This window comes from Puniceicoccus vermicola, from assembly GCF_014230055.1.
GTDB lineage: Bacteria > Verrucomicrobiota > Verrucomicrobiia > Opitutales > Puniceicoccaceae > Puniceicoccus > Puniceicoccus vermicola.
Map to the genome: position 1 here is coordinate 63,787 of NZ_JACHVA010000138.1, position 17,619 is coordinate 81,405.

At 56.8% G+C, this 17,619-nt stretch carries 20 protein-coding genes; 13 read left to right on the forward strand and 7 right to left on the reverse strand.

All coding sequences use genetic code 11. The features are described from left to right. Positions 1-648: 648 nt before the first annotated feature. The 7 genes from tig (at position 649) to H5P30_RS19855 (ending at position 5,971) form a co-directional block, all read left to right on the forward strand. Positions 649-1,968 carry a trigger factor gene (gene tig / locus H5P30_RS19825; protein WP_185694656.1) on the forward strand — a complete coding sequence of 440 codons (1,320 nt, stop codon included), beginning with the start codon at positions 649-651 and terminating at the stop codon, positions 1,966-1,968. Positions 1,969-2,044: 76 nt separating this feature from the next. Beyond that, positions 2,045-2,656, forward strand: a complete 612-nt coding sequence (locus H5P30_RS19830; protein ID WP_185694657.1) for an ATP-dependent Clp protease proteolytic subunit — start codon at positions 2,045-2,047, stop codon at positions 2,654-2,656. Continuing rightward, positions 2,656-3,972, forward strand: coding sequence for an ATP-dependent Clp protease ATP-binding subunit ClpX (gene clpX / locus H5P30_RS19835; protein WP_185694658.1), 1,317 nt, complete (start codon positions 2,656-2,658; stop codon positions 3,970-3,972). Before H5P30_RS19830 ends, clpX begins: the two co-directional genes overlap by 1 nt. Then, positions 3,962-4,255 carry a hypothetical protein gene (locus tag H5P30_RS19840; protein ID WP_185694659.1) on the forward strand — a complete coding sequence of 98 codons (294 nt, stop codon included), beginning with the start codon at positions 3,962-3,964 and terminating at the stop codon, positions 4,253-4,255. The genes clpX and H5P30_RS19840 overlap by 11 nt, the downstream gene beginning before the upstream one ends. Positions 4,256-4,784: 529 nt before the next feature. Next, complete coding sequence (locus H5P30_RS19845) at positions 4,785-5,474, forward strand: LON peptidase substrate-binding domain-containing protein (RefSeq protein ID WP_185694660.1); 690 nt, start codon at positions 4,785-4,787, stop codon at positions 5,472-5,474. 97 nt (positions 5,475-5,571) lie between these two features. Continuing rightward, positions 5,572-5,697: a type B 50S ribosomal protein L36 gene (gene ykgO / locus H5P30_RS19850; RefSeq protein WP_185694661.1), complete on the forward strand. Its 126-nt coding sequence runs from the start codon at positions 5,572-5,574 to the stop codon at positions 5,695-5,697. 25 nt (positions 5,698-5,722) lie between these two features. Next, positions 5,723-5,971, forward strand: a complete 249-nt coding sequence (locus H5P30_RS19855; RefSeq protein ID WP_185694662.1) for a type B 50S ribosomal protein L31 — start codon at positions 5,723-5,725, stop codon at positions 5,969-5,971. A gap of 400 nt (positions 5,972-6,371) precedes the next feature. On the opposite strand, the gene H5P30_RS19860 is transcribed toward H5P30_RS19855, so the two are convergent. Further along, entirely contained in the window at positions 6,372-7,109 is a 738-nt protein-coding gene (locus tag H5P30_RS19860; protein ID WP_185694663.1) for a TorF family putative porin, read from the reverse strand. A gap of 286 nt (positions 7,110-7,395) precedes the next feature. Between H5P30_RS19860 and H5P30_RS19865 the strand changes: the two genes are divergently transcribed. Then, positions 7,396-7,602: a hypothetical protein gene (locus H5P30_RS19865; protein ID WP_185694664.1), complete on the forward strand. Its 207-nt coding sequence runs from the start codon at positions 7,396-7,398 to the stop codon at positions 7,600-7,602. 21 nt (positions 7,603-7,623) lie between these two features. On the opposite strand, the gene H5P30_RS19870 is transcribed toward H5P30_RS19865, so the two are convergent. The 6 genes from H5P30_RS19870 to H5P30_RS19895 all read right to left on the reverse strand — a co-directional run bounded on the left by H5P30_RS19870 (position 7,624) and on the right by H5P30_RS19895 (position 12,663). Next, complete coding sequence (locus H5P30_RS19870; protein WP_185694665.1) at positions 7,624-8,058, reverse strand: ExbD/TolR family protein; 435 nt, start codon at positions 8,056-8,058, stop codon at positions 7,624-7,626. Continuing rightward, a complete protein-coding gene (locus H5P30_RS19875) occupies positions 8,055-8,633 on the reverse strand; it encodes a MotA/TolQ/ExbB proton channel family protein (protein ID WP_185694666.1) in 579 nt (192 codons plus the stop codon). Before H5P30_RS19875 ends, H5P30_RS19870 begins: the two co-directional genes overlap by 4 nt. 60 nt (positions 8,634-8,693) lie before the next feature. Further along, positions 8,694-9,293, reverse strand: coding sequence for a 3-isopropylmalate dehydratase small subunit (leuD, locus tag H5P30_RS19880; protein ID WP_185694667.1), 600 nt, complete (start codon positions 9,291-9,293; stop codon positions 8,694-8,696). Between the two features lie 15 nt (positions 9,294-9,308). Beyond that, on the reverse strand, positions 9,309-10,733 hold the full coding sequence (gene leuC, locus H5P30_RS19885) for a 3-isopropylmalate dehydratase large subunit (protein ID WP_185694668.1): 1,425 nt from the start codon (positions 10,731-10,733) through the stop codon (positions 9,309-9,311). Between the two features lie 322 nt (positions 10,734-11,055). After that, the gene (locus H5P30_RS19890) at positions 11,056-11,496 is read right to left on the reverse strand and encodes a 3-hydroxyacyl-ACP dehydratase FabZ family protein (RefSeq protein ID WP_185694669.1); all 441 of its coding nucleotides are present in this window, start codon (positions 11,494-11,496) and stop codon (positions 11,056-11,058) included. A 66-nt stretch (positions 11,497-11,562) separates the two neighbouring features. Continuing rightward, positions 11,563-12,663, reverse strand: coding sequence for an ATP-binding protein (locus tag H5P30_RS19895; protein WP_185694670.1), 1,101 nt, complete (start codon positions 12,661-12,663; stop codon positions 11,563-11,565). 178 nt (positions 12,664-12,841) lie between these two features. On the opposite strand from H5P30_RS19895, the gene H5P30_RS19900 reads away from it, so the two are divergent. Genes H5P30_RS19900 through H5P30_RS19920 form a run of 5 tightly spaced genes read left to right on the forward strand, consistent with a single transcriptional unit; the run spans position 12,842 to position 17,615 of the window. Then, complete coding sequence (locus H5P30_RS19900) at positions 12,842-14,368, forward strand: glycine--tRNA ligase (RefSeq protein WP_185694671.1); 1,527 nt, start codon at positions 12,842-12,844, stop codon at positions 14,366-14,368. Next, on the forward strand, positions 14,358-14,921 hold the full coding sequence (gene pyrR / locus H5P30_RS19905) for a bifunctional pyr operon transcriptional regulator/uracil phosphoribosyltransferase PyrR (protein ID WP_185694672.1): 564 nt from the start codon (positions 14,358-14,360) through the stop codon (positions 14,919-14,921). The genes H5P30_RS19900 and pyrR overlap by 11 nt, the downstream gene beginning before the upstream one ends. Beyond that, positions 14,918-15,877 (forward strand): aspartate carbamoyltransferase catalytic subunit, encoded by a 960-nt coding sequence (locus H5P30_RS19910; RefSeq protein ID WP_185694673.1) that lies wholly within the window; start codon positions 14,918-14,920, stop codon positions 15,875-15,877. Before pyrR ends, H5P30_RS19910 begins: the two co-directional genes overlap by 4 nt. After that, positions 15,874-17,172 (forward strand): dihydroorotase, encoded by a 1,299-nt coding sequence (locus H5P30_RS19915; RefSeq protein WP_185694674.1) that lies wholly within the window; start codon positions 15,874-15,876, stop codon positions 17,170-17,172. The genes H5P30_RS19910 and H5P30_RS19915 overlap by 4 nt, the downstream gene beginning before the upstream one ends. After that, positions 17,169-17,615: a thiol-disulfide oxidoreductase DCC family protein gene (locus tag H5P30_RS19920; RefSeq protein ID WP_185694675.1), complete on the forward strand. Its 447-nt coding sequence runs from the start codon at positions 17,169-17,171 to the stop codon at positions 17,613-17,615. The genes H5P30_RS19915 and H5P30_RS19920 overlap by 4 nt, the downstream gene beginning before the upstream one ends. The last annotated feature ends 4 nt before the right edge of the window (positions 17,616-17,619 follow it).

A 17,619-nucleotide genomic window follows, 5' to 3' on the forward strand; every position in this document is an offset into this window, starting at 1 on the left:
CCGGATAGCCTTCCATTCAAGGAGTCGTTCATGTCCAAAGAACCCCTCCACCAGCTGGAGCGGGTTCCCCCTCCCCCTCTGCAAACCATATCCTCACACACACGCCTAATGCTCTGGACGGTCTCGAAAACGCAAGAACATGGGAGCGAGGAATTTATTCGGCTCCGCATGCAAATCAGACCTTTCGCCTTAGATTCTGAGGGAAACTTTTCATGCGCAGCCAATCTGACGGGGCGGAATGAATTCCGCGCTCCATTTTAGCCGCACTCTTCCAGAGCAACTCGGAGATTTTACAGAAAACGTTAGTCCAGGAATTTGTGTGTAAGGATATGCTGCAAACAAGGGAGCATCCTGGAAGAGGCGTGGAGTTTTGGAACCAGCCGGTCCCATGTTCTTCGGCCTTCCGGGAACGCAGTGCTTCAGACTGCAGGCGTAAGCAACAGAACGCACCGAAAACGCGAGTCGGAAGCACCGCGCTCCCCTGAAGCCCTCCGCGGTTTTCTCACTAAATGGCTGCAATTGAGAAGTGAAGTCCCCGCCCTTCTGATTACACCCCCACGAAAACCAATCCTGCATTCATGTTTGACGCTGAGAGAGCCATCCTCTTTTCTTTTCGGTTTTCCCAATTAAGAAACGACCGAAACCACTGTGGACATAGAGATCAAAGAAGTCACCGAGACCCGTCGCGAGGTACTCGTCACATTTGCGCCCGAGGATATCGCCAAGGAAGAGAAGACCATTCTCGGCGAATTTACCCGCCATGCCAAGATTCCCGGATTCCGCCCCGGCAAGGCTCCAGAGCACCTGCTCCGCAAGCGCTACGGCAAGGACATTCAGGAAGAACTGAAGCGCAAAGTCCTGCAGGCCGGCTACCAGAAAATGGAGAAGGACGGCGACCTGAAGATTTTGAACCTCGTCGAAGTCGACGATCCAAAGCTCGACGGCGAAGAACCAGCCGTCATGAAGCTCGTCGTCGACATCAAGCCCTCCTTCACCACTCCGGAATACAAAGGCCTCGCCCTTGAGCGCGAGCCCGCCGAAGTGACGGAAGAAGAAATCGATCAAGCGATCGAAATGACCCGCGCCCAACGCGCTGAGTTTAACAAAGTCGAACGCGCTGCCGAGAAGACCGATTACGTCCGCTGCTCCTACGTCGGAAAGATCGACGGAGAAGAGATCGCCGAGCAAGTGTCCGAGCGTCCGATGTACGGCACGCAGAAGAGCACTTGGGAAGAAGCTGGCGCTGAAGATGCCCCCGGCATCAGCGAAATCGCCGCCGCCCTCGTAGGGATGAAGGAAGGGGACACCAAGACCGTGGAATCGACCTTCGCCGACGACCACGAAGTTGAATTCCTTCAGGACAAAACCGTTTCCTACGACCTCGAAGTTCTCGAAGTCCGCGAGCGCAAGCTCCCGGAAATGGACGAAGAGTTCCTCAAGACCCTCAACGTCGAGACCGTCGAGCAACTCCGCGAGCAGACCACCGAGTCCCTCAAAGGTCAGAAGGAGCAGGCCGGCCAAAACCAACTGCGCCAGGAAGCCACCAAGAAATTGGCCGACATGGTCGATTTCCCGGTTCCCGAGAGCATCGTTGCCGCCGAGACCAATCAGATTCTCTCCAACTACATGAGCCGCCAGATGCAACAAGGCGCCAGCCAGGAGGATTTTGAGAAGAATCGCGAAGCACTCTTTGCCAGCGCCAGCGAGGAAGCCAACCGCAAGGTGAAGCTCGACCTCATTCTCGATGACATTGCCGACGCCGAAAAAGTCGAAGTCACCGAAGAGGACATGAGCAACTTCCTCTACAGCTACGCGATGCAGACCCGCCGCTCCCCCGACGAAATCGTCAAGGAACTGCAGAAGGACCGCGCCCGCGTGGTCGATATCCAGCGCAACATTCGCCGGAGCAAGGCTGTCGGCAAAGTCATCGAAGCTGCCGAAATTACCGAAACCGCGGCCAAATCCTGATCACGCGCTTGCAAGATCGCCCTTCCTCGCGGTTGATTAGAGGGACACCGTAAACCTTTAAAACCAATAAGAAAAAGTGAGCTATTTACCACTTCCCTACGTCTACGAACGCGAAGGCCGCAATGAGCGAGCCTGGGACATCTACAGCCGCCTCCTCCGCGACCGGATCATCTTCATCGGCACGCCGATCAATGATTACGTCGCGAATGCGGTGATTGCCCAGCTCCTCTTCCTGCAAATGGAAGACCCGAAAAAGGAGATCCACATCTACGTGAACTCTCCCGGCGGGAGCGTGACCGACGGCATGGCGATCTACGACACCATCAACTTCGTGAAGTGTGACGTCGTCACCTACTGCGTCGGACTCGCCGCCAGCATGGCTACCGTCCTCGTCGCAGCCGGCACCAAGGGCAAGCGTTTCGCTCTGCCCAACAGCCGCCTGATGATGCACCAACCTTCCGGAGGCGCCGGTGGACAAACCGCCGACATCTCGATTGCCGCCAAGGAAATCCTTCGCTGGAAAAAGACCCTCAACGAGGTCCTCGCCAAGCACACCGGCCAAAAGGTCGAGCGCATCGAAAAGGACTCGGACCGGGACTTCTATCTCTCGGCGCCCGATGCCAAGGAATACGGCCTTGTCGATCACGTAATCGCCAGCACTAAAGAAGCCGACACCGAGAAATCTTAATGGCTAAACCGACCAAGATGACCTTTTGCTCGTTCTGCGGGAAATCGCAGAATGAAGTGCAGAAAATGATCGCCGGCCCTGCCGGAGTCTACATCTGCGACTCCTGTGTGAACGTCTGCAAGACGATCATCGACCGGGAGCTGGGTGAAGAAGTCAAGAAGCCCGAGGGAAAGGAGCAGCAGTTCAACCTCCTCCGCCCTTCCGAGATCAAAGGCCGACTCGACAAGCACATCATCGGTCAGGACGACGCCAAAAAGACCCTCTCCGTCGCCGTTTACAACCACTACAAGCGGTTGCAGGGCGACGACACCAACGAGAACTCGTTCAGCGACAAGTTCTCGGATATCGAGATTGAGAAGAGCAACGTTCTCCTCATCGGCCCCACGGGCAGCGGGAAGACCTTCCTCGCCCGCACACTGGCCAACATGCTCGACGTCCCCTTCGCCATCGCCGACGCCACGACCTTGACCGAGGCTGGTTACGTTGGAGATGACGTGGAGAACATCATCCTCCGCCTCCTCCAATCGGCCGACTTCGATCCGAAGAAAGCTGAATGCGGCATCATCTACGTGGACGAAATCGACAAGATCGGCCGTAAAACCGATAACGTCTCGATCACCCGCGACGTCTCTGGAGAAGGAGTGCAACAGGCTCTCCTCAAGATTCTCGAGGGAACCGTCTGCAATGTGCCACCACAAGGGGGCCGCAAGCACCCGAATCAGGAATACATCCAGGTCGACACCTCGAAGATCCTCTTCATCTGCGGAGGGGCTTTCGTCGGACTCGACAAGATGATCATGCGTCGCTCGGCGAAGAAGTTCGTCGGATTCACCCCGGGCTCCGCCGCTCTTCCCCAATCGGGCAAGAAAACGATCTCTCCCGAGGAAGAAGAGGAAATCCTCCGTCATGTGGAACCCGAAGATTTGGTTCAATATGGCCTCATTCCCGAGTTTATCGGTCGCCTTCCCGTGGTTTCCGTTCTGCGCGAGCTGACCCGTGAAGATTTGGAGCACATCCTCCTCAATACCAAGAATTCCCTCATCCAGCAGTATTCGAAACTGCTGTCGATGGATGGAGCTGGCCTGCGGTTCACCCGCGACGCCATTGGCGCGATTGCCGAACAGGCGATCGAACTCGGCACTGGTGCCCGCAGCCTCCGTTCCATTCTCGAGAAGCTGATGCTCGAAGTGATGTACCAGATTCCAGACGATCAAAACATTGCCGAAGTCGTCATCAACCGGGCTGTCGTCGAAGGCAAAAAACGCCCAACCCTGAAGCGGAAAAAGCGGGAAGACCGGAAACAGGATGCCGCCTGAGCCGGCCAGAAAGAAAAAGAAGGTCGATTACGAGGCGCTGAACGCGCCTCTGATGCAGATCCCCGGAATGAAGGTGGACGCCGTGCGCGCTCTCCTCAACGCCGGAGTGCGTGAGATCTACGAACTCAGCGGTCGCGCCCCGGAGGTCCTATTCGAAGAGTCCCGCGCGAAAGACCCGGAAATCAATCCAGTCCTTCTCCCCTACTTCCGTATGGCCGTCTACTACGCCGAGACCGACCGTCCCGACAAGTCGTTGATGAGCCCCTACGCCTGGGAAAGCTGATAGGCGACGGAGAGACACAGCAAAAGTACCACAGGCTGCCAGCCTGTGCCGCAAATCGAGAGCTGGAAGCTCTCGCTACTTTGGGCAGCCAACGCTCTCGCATGACTTGAGTTGGGCGATCCCCAAAAGCAGATTTCCCGTACCTGCTCAGCTTTCGCTGCGCGGCTTCACCTTTCCGAACTCAATAGAGGAAACGAAACTAATTTTTCCCTGAAAAGACAGCGACGGAACTGAGAGGCAACGCATAGGCGCAACAAAAGTACCACAGGCTGCCAGCCTGTGCCGCAAATCGAGAGCTGGAAGCTCTTGCTACTTTGGGCAGCCAGCGCTCTCGCATGAATTCAGTCGGGCGACCCCAAAAAGCAGATTTCCCGCACCCGCTCAGCTTTCGCTGCGCGGCCTCACCTTTCGCAACCGCAGGAGGACCGCCGAGAGCCAAACGGGGATGGCGCAGTTAAAAACGGCTACCCCACCGGAGCCACCGCTTCACCGATTTGCTCATCAGCCGAAACTCATTAAACTGTCATCCATGGACTCGGAAATTCCTTATTCACTACCGGACACCGTTCCGGGGATGACGCTTCCCAACGTGGTCCTGTTTCCACAGGCCACGATCCCGCTGTTCATCTTCGAGCCTCGCTACCGCAAAATGCTGGCCCAAGTGCTCGAGGGAGACAGCCTCATGATTCTGGCGACCCAAGATCAGGAACGGGCCCGCCACGAAGACACCTTTGAGCCCTACCATCCGTCTGCCACTCTCGGCTTGGTGCAATCCAGTCAGAAGAACCCCGATGGCACCTCCTCTATCCTCGTGCAGGGATTGATGCGGGTGACCGCCGAGACGACCTACCAAGAAGATCCATTTCGCATTTTCTCCATTCAGCCTGTTCACAGCGAACCCGGTGCCAGCCCCCTCGAACTCGAGAAGCACGCCAACCACCTCAACGCGCTCGTTCAACGCCGTTCTGAGCTCGGAAGCAAAATTTCGAAGGAAATCCTCCGGTTTTTCGAGAAAATCGATGATCCTGAAATCCTGGCCGATGTAGTTTCCCACTCCCTAATCCCCCAAACGGACAAGAAACTGCAGTTGCTACAAACCTTGGTCGTCCAGAAGCGCTACGAAATTCTCTTCGAATACCTCCGGAACGAAATTCGCGAACTCGAACTCATTTCCAAGTTGAAAGGAAACTTGGGCGAGGATCGCATCGGATGGAACTGAGCGAGCATTCTCCCATAAAATCCGATTTTGTGAAAAGAAGTTGGGGAAAATCGGTTGACAGGTCCCCCAAAAAGCTCATTCTCCTCTCTTTTTCGTCATGAAAGTCGTCTCTTCCATCAAGTCGCTCAAACACCGTCACCCTGACTGCCAAGTCGTGCGCCGTCGTGGCCGGATCTACGTCATCTGCAAGACCAATCCGCGCTTCAAAGCCCGCCAAGGCTGATTCGGAACCCAAACATTTTCCCGAGATGAAAAAAGATATCCATCCCGACTACACTCCGACATGCTTCGTCGACGTGTCCACCGGAAACCGCTTCATGACCCACTCGACCGTCAAAGCTGACCGCCGCGAAGATATCGACGGCGTCGAGTACAAGATGATCATTTGCGACATCACTTCCGATTCCCACCCGGTCTTCACCGGTGAGAAACGCTTCGTCGACACCGCCGGACGCGTTGAGAAGTTCCAAAACAAGTTCCGCCGCGGACGCCGCTAAGCGAACGAAGTTTCCATTCAATTTCCGAAAAGGCACCCTCTCGAGGGTGCCTTTTTTTTGAAGTAGCTGGGTTGCTTCAGCGCCCACCTCAAAAACGGCGAAGCGATTGACGAATCGCAATGTTTTCTCCAGCCGATGCCGCCTTGGCCGTATCCGCGCAAGGCTGAAGCCATGGCCAAATGGCCAATTTAAGGATTTTAGCGGGGAAATTTTGACATTGGCGACTTTTGAAGAGGAACCCCTGAAACTAGTGTCATTCAAGCCATGCCCCACGTAGCTGGGTTGCTTCAGCGCCCAGCCAGTGCGTCAGCCCTCTCCGATTGTTTGGCTTCGCAGAACCGACCCCCATCCATCGTCCGAGTGACAGCAAAGGGCGCTTAAGCGACCCTTCGACTTCACCTCAGAACCCAAAGGACACCGAAGCCCCCCAATAAAGGTAATCCGTATAGCCACTGTCCTCGCGACCCGAATAACGGGCTCCGAGCGAAGCAGAAGACACCTCGTTAAACTCATAGACCAAATCAACGTAGACTTGGAAGTAGCCGTAGGAATTCTCCGGTTTTCCGGGAGCCTGATCGCTATTGGCATCATTAGCCTGGGCCAACCCGCCCTTGAATCCCGTCTGCAACGAACTCTTCTCCGCAAGGCGAAACTGCTCTCCTACCGAGAGCTCCACCAAAATCTGCTCGAGGGCAAAATTGTAATAGACGAAAGCAGCGGGCCGCAGCGGAAGATCCGCAATGATTCCAAGGAAAGGCTCTTCCTCTTCGCTGGGAACGGATCCATCATCGGGGAACCAATAATAAGTAAGCCCACCCGACAGAGCAAAAATCGGCGTCAGGGGCAGACTATAACCCGCGTAAAAATTAACTTCGTCAGAAGGCTCACCACTGATGTCCTGACTCGCCCAAACGCCCCCATATAGGTCCCCTGGCCCCAAAGGATGTCCAGCTTCCAAACTCGGCTGAAACGACTCTTTGCCCAGCTCCTCTCCCCGAAAAATGTAACGCGATTCAAAGGAGAGAACCGTCGAGAGAGAAAGATCCTCCAAAAAATAGTTCTGGGCGGACAGCGAAGAAACCACACCCCAGCATCCCGCAGTCAGGAGAAATATTCTGCTCGTAGAAGTCGCAATCATCAGCAAAGAAGCTGGCCTCGGAGAAGGGCGAGAGTCAATGCAACAGTCGAAAGCGCAGGCAGGTCGAACAGGAGACTCGAATAGACCGGGCAAGGCTGAAGGCCCAGGCCCCAACTGTAGGTGGGTCGCTTCAGCGCCCACCGGGGCCCGCCGAAACGAAATCCGATGCTTCGACGCAGTGCAATAAATAGCGCGCCCAAACATAGCAACTCAGAGCTATCGAAGGAACCTCAAGACCCCCATGTAGAATTCCACTCAATCGGACTGTTACCGAGTGGGAGTGACGATGAGAAACTTCATCTCCGAATGCTGCATCCAGAATCAAGGATTCGTCCCAGAGCATCCGTGGGCAAGGCTGAAGGCCATGCCCTACCGGGAACCCGCCAAAACAAAACGCAAGGCTCCTTCATACCCAACGGACCGAAATGAACTCCGCGCTCCGACTCACCGTCTACCGGCAACCGTCCACCGTCCTCCGATCACCGTCGACTGAACACCGACCACCGTCCACCGACTACCGATCACCGTCCACCGCGGCACCGTCGGCCGCTTCGCGGGACTGGATACGGATGGCGCTGAGACCAGCCTTGCGGGACCAGTCCATGACTTGGGTCAGCGTCTTGACCGGAGTATCTTCATGGACGGCGAGGAGGACTTTGCGATCGGGATTGGCTTCCCCGGCCACTGACAGGGCCTTCTGGAGGCCGTCGGCGCTAATGGACTGCTCGTTGAGGAAGAGGTCTCCGTTCTCGTCGACGATGAGGCGGAGGTCTCCCCGCGACTCGGAGCTGCCTGCGGTTTCGATGGAGGGAAGCTCGAGGTTGAGCACTTTCGGCTCCCGAAACTGCATGGTCATCAGAAAGAAAAAGATGAGGACCATGAGGACGTCCACGAGAGGGACGATGTTGATCTCGGCCCTGCGCTTGCGGGTCCGGGAACGAAGCGTCATGACTCCGAGGCCCGCCGTGAACGCGCGACCAAATGTTCGACCACTACTTCCAAGCGAGCCGCATGGTTATCGACCTTCCGATTGAAATAGGCAGAGGCCACCAGAGCGGGAATGGCAATCGCCAGCCCAAGAATCGTGGTCGTTAGAGCCAGCGAAATCCCGGCCACAAACTCCTCCGGATCCGGGATACCCGGCTGATCGGCAAAGGTGGCAAAGACACTGACCAATCCGGTCACCGTCCCCAACAGGCCGACCAACGGCGCCCCACTGACGACAAAATCGAGAATGAACAGGCCGCGCTCGAGGCGGTTGACCTGCAATCGAGCAAAGGCCTGAAAGGTCTCGGGATCCGGGGAGACGCGCGCGAAGAAACGGACCAACTCGGCGGCCGTGGAGTGGTCGTTCTCCCGAAGTTCCGGCAACTTTCCGTCAAACAGGGCCTGACGTTGATAGCCGGGGACGACCGCCGATTTCCGGAGGGCGATCAGTCGTTCGACAATGATCACTCCCCCCAGAAAAGAAAAGGCCGCGAGCGGATAAAGGAACCAGCCCGCATCTTGCAAAAAGGTCAGCATTGAATCGTTCTTTCAGTGAAGGATCGCGTTCGAAGACAAACCCTAACGCAAGCGAATCACTTATACGTAATGAAGACTTCCAGCGACCTGGTCGACCTGCTCAGAGGATTCGAGCAGCTCGGCGATCGGATCCCAGCGTCCTTCGATCAACCCTTCGCGGGCAGTCTCAGGAATCTGTGCATCGTATTCTTTTTCGCCCACGAATACCTTGCGGTTCGGGACGTCGAGGCGGATCTCAGTCGTCGCATCCGCCTTGAGCGTCGCAGCGATTTCATCCAGATCTTTCCGCGGCAGGGTCATGCAGGGCATGCCGAGCGTGATTGAATTGCCAAAGAAAATCTCCGCAAAGCTCTGAGCCAAAATCCCCCGAAAACCATATCGGTAGAGAGATTGTGGCGCGTGCTCACGCGAACTCCCGCACCCGAAATTCTCACCCGAGACGAGGATGCTCGCTTTCGCAAAGCGCTCCTCATTGAGCGGGTGGTCTTTCGGAGACCCGTCGGCCTCGTTGAAGCGGACGTCGAAGAACGCAAACTCACCGAGCCCGTCAAAGGTGACGCACTTCATGAAGCGCGCCGGGATGATGCGGTCCGTATCGATATCGTCGCCCATTACCGGAACACCGGTGCCGACGACTTCAGTAATTTTTTCCAATGCCATGGTTCTCTATCCTCCTCAGGCGGCCGTGCGGCCAATTTCAAATACTTCGCGGGCGTCAGAGATTTCTCCGGTCACCGCAGCGGCAATCACCATCAGCGGGCTCATGAGCATGGTCCGGCCCGAGATGCTGCCTTGGCGGCCCTTGAAGTTACGGTTACTCGAGCTGGCACAAAGCTGATTGCCGACGAGCTTATCCGGATTCATGGCCAGACACATGGAGCAACCCGCACCACGCCATTCAAAACCGGCTTCGGTGAAGATCTTATCCAATCCTTGCTGCTCGGCGATCTGCGCGACGACTTGCGATCCCGGCACGACAATAGCCTTCACACTCTTGGCCACCTTGCGCCCCTTGAGGTAGCGCGCGGCTTCCTGGAGGTCGGAGAGGCGTCCGTTTGTGCAGCTACCGAGGAAGGCAACGTCAATCGGGGTTCCGATGATCGGCTTGCCGGGCTCCAACGCCATGTGCTCGAGGGCTTCCTCGGCGGTGGCGCGGTCCTTTTCCGGCAGTTCCGACGGATGAGGAATGCTTTGGTCGATGAATACCGCCTGTCCCGGGGTGATTCCCCAAGTCACGGTCGGAAGGATGTCCTCGCCACGAATGTTGACGACATCGTCGTACTCGCAGTCCGGATCCGAGCGGAGACCTCTCCACTTTTCGACCGCTTCGTCCCAATTTGTCGGAGCGTAATTGCGACCCTTCAAGTATTCGAAGGTCGTCTCGTCTGGATTGACATAGCCGCAACGCGCGCCGCCTTCGATGGACATGTTGCAGACCGTCATCCGCTCTTCCTGAGTGAAGTTGTCAAAAACCTCACCGCCAAATTCGTAGGCGTAGCCGATTCCTCCGTTCACCCCCAAGGTGCGAATGATGTGCAGGACGACATCCTTGGCGTAGACGCCCGGCGCAAGCTCCCCGTCAACGTTGATCCGGCGGACTTTGAGCTTCGACATCGCCAAAGTCTGAGTCGCGAGGACGTCGCGGACCTGACTGGTTCCAATCCCGAAGGCAATGGCCCCAAACGCTCCGTGCGTCGAAGTGTGCGAATCGCCACAGGCAATGGTCATTCCCGGCTGGGTAATCCCCTGCTCTGGTCCGATGATGTGAACGATCCCCTGCTTCCCGGTATCCGTGTCGAAGAAGGTGATGTCGTTCTCCTTACAGTTTTTCCGTAGTTCCTTGATCATCGCATCCGCCAGCCCATCCGAATAGGGCTCGTGCGACTCGTCGGTCGGAACAATGTGGTCGACCGTGGCAAACGTGCGCTGCGGGTAACGAACCGGGAGGTTCAAGTCACGCAGCATGCCGAAGGCCTGGGGACTGGTGACCTCGTGGATCAAATGGGTGCCGATAAAAAGCTGGGAACGCCCGTCGGACAGCTTGCCGACTTCGTGCGCTTCCCAGACTTTTTCAAAGAGACTCTTGGGTTTATCTTGCATGGAAAAACCTTAATTTTTACTCAACTGAGACCTTATTGCAACGCAGATCCTCGCGATCTGGGAAGATTTCCCCGGGCGTGGATTTACTGGCATCAGGGTGCCAGTATTGTGTAGAAACGGCTATCGCCGTTCCTCTCCGAACTCCCAGCAAGTGTAGCGGAAGCGCGATAGCGATTTCGATATCTGCGCTCAACGGATGCCCGATCCAACGATCGAGAGCTGGAAGCTCTCGCTACTTTCGGCTCTAGCTTTTGTAGAAACGGCTATCGCCGTTCTTTCTCCGCAAGGCTGAGCGCTACCGGCTACAGCCTCCCCGACCCGACTACTCTGCGATCAGTGCCAAGGCAAACGACAGGGTTGCCGCCTTGCGGCCGTCTTTTTCGATCACGGCGTCGAGGAACTCAAAGCGGGAGATGGTTTCCTTGTGGGTTACGATGATTTTGATCTGATCTCCAGGCTTCACCATTGCTTTAAAGCGAGCATCCGAAATTCGGGAGAGGACCGGAGTCCGTCCGCCGATCTCTTCGCCTTGGGCCTCAAGGCGGTTCACCAAAAGGACCGCCGCTGCTTGGAAGGCGGCCTCACAGATCAAAACTCCGGGCATAATCGGATTGCCAGGATAATGCCCTTCGAAATGAAGTTCGTCCTCCCGAATGCTCCGCTCAGCGACGAGCCGACCCTCCTCGATCTCGACCACTTCATCGATGAAGAGAAATGGGGGGCGGTGAGGAATGCGGCGTTTGATTTCTTCTGTGGAAAACATGCAGCGAAGTAAAGGAATGTTCCTGCGGAAGTCCATCCGTTCTGCGAATGGAGTTCTCTGAAAAAATTAGCCCGCGACGATTCGGGACAATTCGTCCAGGGTATAAGGCTTTTTCAAACTGCCGGAGAAACCGTATTCGGCGGGGTCATTGACGATCGTCGTTGTCTGCCCGGAACTAATATAAAGACGGGCATCAGGATCGTACTCGCGAATAATTTCCGCCGCCTCTGGTCCGCTAATTCCCTTCGGCATATTCAAATCGAGAATAACAAACTGGAAGGGATTTCCTTCTTCCTTTGCAGTTCGATATTTCTCGACCGTCTCGGTTCCATTGTTGGAAGTGACCACATCCCATCCCAGGTGGCTCAGCATTTCCTCGACAATCTGCAAGACCATGTCGTCGTCATCGAGAACCAAAGCCCGGCCAGAAGAGCCTTTCACGACCGGGACCGCTGGACGGGTCCGCGGATCCACCTCGTCGATGCCGGGCAACCGTACGACAAAACAAGTACGCCCACTCGAATCGTCTTCGAGGAGAATCTCGCCCCCGATCTGCTCAAGCCAGTCGCGCGCTGAGGCGAGGCCCAGCCCGGTGCCTCCCTCACGGGTCGAAAAGCCATCCTCGAAAATCTTATCCTGTAATTCTTCGGGTATCCCCTCGCCGGTATCGATCACGCGGACTCGCAGGATTTTTGGATCATCCTCACGGCGGGCAGGCAGTTCCTGCTCGAGGTGAATGCTGATCTTCCCGCCCTTCTCCATAGCGTGAACCGAGTTGGTGAGCAGATTATTAAATAACTGCTGCAACTTACTCAATTGGGCTCTCACCATCGGCAAATTCTCTCCGTAGGTGAGGTTTAGGGAATATCCCTCGGGCGGCACGCAGATCCCCACCGAAGCGCTCAAGACATCGAGAACGGATAAATCCTGAGGGACGGACGACTCGACCGGGCGAATCGCTTTCTCCGCCATCGAGCAGGCTCCGCGCAAAATATTCTCCACTGCACTCAGTGAATCCGTGAGCACCGGATCCCTCGGAGCCCTCCGCCGAGCCAGCGAAAGATGGCCCAAAGCCCCAGTCATGATGTTCTTCAAATCATGAATGAAGACTTCACGTTCGGCCGGAGAATTTACCGGTTTGGGGTCTTTATCGTTCTTAGACGCCATGTATGTCGCACAGAATGAGCATCAGCTAGAATCGTGACTTTTACCGATCAGACCCACTACATGCCAGCGGTTTCTTTACAAAATCCGAAAGAATCCGTCCATTCTCCACCGAGAAAGCCAAAAACCGCAAAGCGAGGGCTTGATGCCGCCGCCGGATTCCACCTTTATGAGAACCTCTATGTCAGAAGAACAATCTACCGCCCCGAAAACTGTGACGATGGACGAAGTGATCGGCCTGTGCCGCCGAAGGGGCTTTGTCTTCCAATCCTCCGAGATCTACGGAGGAATCAACGGCTTTTTCGATTATGGCCCCTTGGGCGTCGAACTGCGCAAAAATATCAAGGATGCTTGGTGGCAGGATATGGTCCATCGCCGCGACGACGTTGTCGGGGTGGACTGCTCGATCATCATGCACCCCAAAGTCTGGCAGGCCTCTGGTCACGTCGACGGCTTCTCGGATCCGATGGTCGACTGCAAGGAGTCGAAAATGCGCTACCGGGCCGATCAATTGTTCTTCGCCCCCGTCATCGTCGAGGGAGAAACGATCGGATACGTCTCGGTGATGGAGGACGCATCGATGGAGGACGAGGCCAACAAGAAGGCCGCCGAGATGAAACGGAAGCTCGGTAAACAGGGAGAACTTTCTCCCGTCGAGCTCAAGTCTTACGACGAGGCCGACCCTTCAGAATACGAATTGATCCCCTCCCCTGCGACCGGCAAACCGGGGAGCCTCACGCCACCCCGCGATTTTAATCTGATGTTCGAAACGAACGTCGGGGCCATCCGCAACGAGTCCTCTGTCGCTTACCTGCGGCCCGAAACGGCTCAAGGGATCTTCGCGGAGTTCCGCAACGTGGTCGATACCGGCCGGGTCAAGGTTCCTTTCGGAATCGCCCAGGTGGGTCGGGCTTTTCGGAATGAGATCACCCCGCGCAATTTCATTTTCCGCTCCCGCGAGTTCGAACAAATGGAGCTCGAATACTTCATCTCTCCCGACGAGGAAGAGTGGAAAACCGTACACCGTGAGTGGATCAACTGGTGCAAAGAATGGCTTCAATCCATCGGTCTCCGTCCGGAACTGATCGGCGAAGACGTCCATCCCGAAGACAAGCTCGCTCACTACTCGAGAGCCTGCACGGACCTGACCTTTCGTTATCCGTTCGGCGTCCAGGAGCTTTGGGGGATCGCCGCTCGCGGCAACTTCGACCTTACCCAACACCAGGAGCACTCAGGCAAATCGATGGAATATTTCGACGAAGCCCGTAAGGAAAAGTACATCCCTCACGTCATCGAACCCTCTGTCGGGGTCGACCGCATTTTCCTCGCCGTTCTCTGCTCAGCGTACGAGATCGACGAAATTGGGGGCGACAAGCGCACGGTCCTCAAGTTCCATCCGCGGATGGCTCCCGTCAAGGCCGCCATTCTCCCTCTCGTGAAGAACAAGCCGGAGCTCGTCGAACGTGCCCGGGGCCTCTACGAGAAACTGCAACGCCGTTTCCCCGTCTTCTACGACGCATCCGGAGCCATTGGGCGCCGCTACCGTCGCCAGGACGAAATCGGAACTCCGTTCTGCCTGACCGTAGACTTCGACACCTTGGAAAAGGATAATCTCGTCACCATCCGCGACCGCGACACCTGCGAACAGGAGCGCGTGACCGAAGAGGAAGCCATCGCCCGCATCACCGCTGCCGTATATGGAGAGTAACGCACCAGACGTAGAACCTTCGCCGGAGAACGTTTTCCGGGGCGAGGAAGTCTTTTCCCTCATCTCGACCCTCGCTGATCGCATCATCGAAAGTGGCGAAGTCGACCGTGACACCGTCATTCTCAGCATCGCCAATGGCGGGATCGACTTGGGGAACCTCTTGCGCCGACTCCTCGAAAAGCAGACGGGAATCGCACTCGGGTACGGGATCGTGGAGACCTCCTTCCACCGCGATGATATCGGCAGCCGCCCGATTCCCATCGTCGCCCACCCGACCGACATCCCGGTCAATATTGATGGGAAAACGCTGATCATCGTTGACGATGTGATCGCCTCCGGTCGTACGATCCGGGCGGCCATCAACGAGATCTTCGACCTCGGCCGTCCTGCCAAGATCCTTCTCGCCGTGCTCCTCGATCGCGGCGGGCGCAAGCTGCCCTTCCAGCCTGACTTTTTGGCAGACACCATCACCGTCCCCCAGGACCGCATCCTCAAAGTGCACATCGACGAGGAGGATCCGATCGGTCACCAAATCCAACTACTGCCGCGATGAAGACTGAATTTGAATGGACTCGCCGAAACCTGATCGGGATCGAGAACCTCTCCCCGGAGGAGCTGACCTTCATCCTCGATACAGCCGTTTCCTTTAAGAGGACCTTCGACCGTAAGAACAAAAAGCTCCCTTCGCTGCGCGGGAAGGTGATCGCCAATCTCTTCCTCGAGCCAAGCACCCGCACCCGTGTGGCCTTTGAAGTGGCGGCCAACCGGCTCAGTGCCGACGTTCTCACCGTCTCGGGATCTTCAAGCAGCATCGTCAAAGGCGAAACCCTACGCGATACGGCTCAGAACATCGAAGCGCTCAAGGCCGACATGATTGTCATTCGCCACTCTTCGGCCGGGTCCCCGCACTACCTGAGCCAAGTGGTCGACATCCCGATCATCAACGCCGGAGACGGCGCCCATGAGCACCCGACGCAAGCTCTCCTCGACTGCTTCACCCTCCGGGAAAAGATCGGCGACCTCCGCGGACGCAAGGTCGCCATTCTCGGAGATATACTCTTCAGCCGGGTGGCCCGGTCCAACATTTGGGCCCTCCGCAAGCTCGGCGCCCACGTGACTGTCGTCGGGCCATCGACCCTCGTTCCGGAAACCTTCATGTCCATGGGAGCAGAGGTCAGCCACGACCTACGCTCGGCCCTGACTGATGCCGACGCCGTGATGCTCCTCCGCATTCAGCACGAGCGCCAATCTCAGATGCACTTCCCGTCTCTGGGCGAGTACACCAGCATGTTTGGCCTCAATCAGGAACGTTCGTCCTGGCTCAAGCCCGACGCGATCATCATGCACCCCGGTCCTATTAACCGCGGGGTCGAAGTCGACTCCGACCTGGCAGACTCCGATCGCTCCGTCATCCTTGATCAAGTCACCAACGGCATCGCCGTTCGCATGGCTGTCCTCTATCTCTGCGCCAGCGCCAACGAGTGGCAGAAACGGAAAGAATCCCTATGAGTTCCGAAAATCTTATCATCCGCGGCGGTCGCATCATCGACCCTGAATCCGGTCGGGACGAAGTCGGCGACCTCTACATTCGCGACGGCAAGATCTCTGGATCGTTCTCCGAAGACGAAGCCCGGGTCATCGACGCGTCAGGAAAAGTTGTCTGCCCCGGACTCGTCGACATCCACGTTCACTTTCGCGACCCCGGCCAGACCCACAAGGAAGACATCCGCACCGGAACCATGTCTGCAGCCGCCGGCGGCTTTACCTCGGTCATCTGCATGCCGAATACGTCGCCGACTTGCGACAACGCCGGCACCATTCAGCACATCAATGACTCCGTTGCCAAAAAGGCTGTCATCCGCGTCTACCCGACCGGTTGCCTGACCCGCAATATGGAGGGGAAGGATCTGGCCCCCATCGGCTCCCTGAAAAAAGCAGGGGTCGTCGCCGTAACCGACGACGGCAAGTGCGTGCAGAACAACGCGCTCATGCGCCAGGTTGCCACCTACTCGAAGATGTTCGACCTCCCGGTTATGGACCACTGCCAAGACAGCGCCCTGACCGAAGGCTCCGTCATGCACGAAGGCGAGTGGTCCTTGCGTCTCGGCCTCAAAGGATGGCCCGCTGCGGCCGAAGACATCATTGTCGCCCGCAACATCATTCTTTCCGAGCTCACGGGAGCGCACATCCACATGCAGCACGTCTCCTCGGCTGATTCAGTTGAGCTGCTACGCCAGGCTAAGAAGAAGGGCATCCGGGTCAGTGGTGAGGCGAGCCCGCACCACATTACGCTCACCGACAAATATCTCGGTGGCTACGATCCCTTCTTCAAGATGAACCCGCCCCTCCGATCGGAGTCCCATCGGCTGGCTCTCATTGAAGGTCTTCGCGACGGCACTCTCGACTGCATTGCCACGGACCACGCACCACACCGCGAGTATGAGAAGGACGTGGAGCTCGACATCGCCCCCTTCGGGATCGTTGGCCTCGAGACCTCGCTCCCCATCTGTCTTGAAACCCTGCATCGCGGCTCGGGATTCTCGCTTCCGCAAGTGATCGATCTGATGACCTCCAAGCCGGCCCGATTGATGAACATCCCGGGCGGGACACTCGCCGACGGCGTCGATGCAGATGTTCTCATCTTCGACCCCGAACGCGAATGGGTTCCCTCCCGAGAAGAGTTCAAGAGCAAGAGCTTCAACTCTCCTTGGCTCGACGTCCCCCTGAAAGGACGGGCCGATACAACCATCGTCGCCGGGAGTATCGTCTACGAAAACGGCCGCGTCGTCGGCGAAGAGGAATGAACGGAGAGCCCGCCAACACGGGCTCTGATCTGGACGACAAACCTTCCAGCGCGCTCCCAATCCTCTTTTTCGACGCAAGCTGTCTCTTCTGCATTCGATCCATTCGTTGGATCATTCGTCACGACCCAGCGGCCGTGTTCAGCTTTGCCGGACTCGAGTCGAATACCGCCGCGGAGAAAATCCCAACCGAGCATCCTCTCCGAGAACAGGACACCGTGATTCTCCTCGACGAAGATGGATTGCACGGACGCAGTGAGGCAATCTTCCGCGTCCTTCGCCGACTCAAGACCTCGGCCAAAGTTCTCCTCATTTTTTCAGTCCTCCCCCGGTTCTGTACAGACTGGGGCTATCGTCTCATCGCCGCGAACCGCCATCGCTGGTTCGGGCGCGACGAATCCTGCCCGCTTCCCGAACCGGGTTCCGCCAACCGTTTTCTCGACTAACGAT

What these genes read in the sequence shown, in the direction of transcription:
- H5P30_RS19840 (WP_185694659.1), top strand. Translation starts at nt 3,962, where the DNA reads ATGCCGCCTGAGCCGGCCAGAAAGAAAAAGAAGGTCGATTACGAGGCG.
- pyrR (WP_185694672.1), top strand. Translation starts at nt 14,358, where the DNA reads ATGGAGAGTAACGCACCAGACGTAGAACCTTCGCCGGAGAACGTTTTC.
- H5P30_RS19860 (WP_185694663.1), bottom strand. Translation starts at nt 7,109, where the DNA reads ATGATTGCGACTTCTACGAGCAGAATATTTCTCCTGACTGCGGGATGC.
- H5P30_RS19875 (WP_185694666.1), bottom strand. Translation starts at nt 8,633, where the DNA reads ATGCTGACCTTTTTGCAAGATGCGGGCTGGTTCCTTTATCCGCTCGCG.
- leuC (WP_185694668.1), bottom strand. Translation starts at nt 10,733, where the DNA reads ATGCAAGATAAACCCAAGAGTCTCTTTGAAAAAGTCTGGGAAGCGCAC.
- leuD (WP_185694667.1), bottom strand. Translation starts at nt 9,293, where the DNA reads ATGGCATTGGAAAAAATTACTGAAGTCGTCGGCACCGGTGTTCCGGTA.
- H5P30_RS19915 (WP_185694674.1), top strand. Translation starts at nt 15,874, where the DNA reads ATGAGTTCCGAAAATCTTATCATCCGCGGCGGTCGCATCATCGACCCT.
- H5P30_RS19910 (WP_185694673.1), top strand. Translation starts at nt 14,918, where the DNA reads ATGAAGACTGAATTTGAATGGACTCGCCGAAACCTGATCGGGATCGAG.
- H5P30_RS19855 (WP_185694662.1), top strand. Translation starts at nt 5,723, where the DNA reads ATGAAAAAAGATATCCATCCCGACTACACTCCGACATGCTTCGTCGAC.
- H5P30_RS19845 (WP_185694660.1), top strand. Translation starts at nt 4,785, where the DNA reads ATGGACTCGGAAATTCCTTATTCACTACCGGACACCGTTCCGGGGATG.
- H5P30_RS19900 (WP_185694671.1), top strand. Translation starts at nt 12,842, where the DNA reads ATGTCAGAAGAACAATCTACCGCCCCGAAAACTGTGACGATGGACGAA.
- ykgO (WP_185694661.1), top strand. Translation starts at nt 5,572, where the DNA reads ATGAAAGTCGTCTCTTCCATCAAGTCGCTCAAACACCGTCACCCTGAC.
- H5P30_RS19895 (WP_185694670.1), bottom strand. Translation starts at nt 12,663, where the DNA reads ATGGCGTCTAAGAACGATAAAGACCCCAAACCGGTAAATTCTCCGGCC.
- H5P30_RS19865 (WP_185694664.1), top strand. Translation starts at nt 7,396, where the DNA reads ATGAGAAACTTCATCTCCGAATGCTGCATCCAGAATCAAGGATTCGTC.
- H5P30_RS19870 (WP_185694665.1), bottom strand. Translation starts at nt 8,058, where the DNA reads ATGACGCTTCGTTCCCGGACCCGCAAGCGCAGGGCCGAGATCAACATC.
- H5P30_RS19890 (WP_185694669.1), bottom strand. Translation starts at nt 11,496, where the DNA reads ATGTTTTCCACAGAAGAAATCAAACGCCGCATTCCTCACCGCCCCCCA.
- clpX (WP_185694658.1), top strand. Translation starts at nt 2,656, where the DNA reads ATGGCTAAACCGACCAAGATGACCTTTTGCTCGTTCTGCGGGAAATCG.
- H5P30_RS19920 (WP_185694675.1), top strand. Translation starts at nt 17,169, where the DNA reads ATGAACGGAGAGCCCGCCAACACGGGCTCTGATCTGGACGACAAACCT.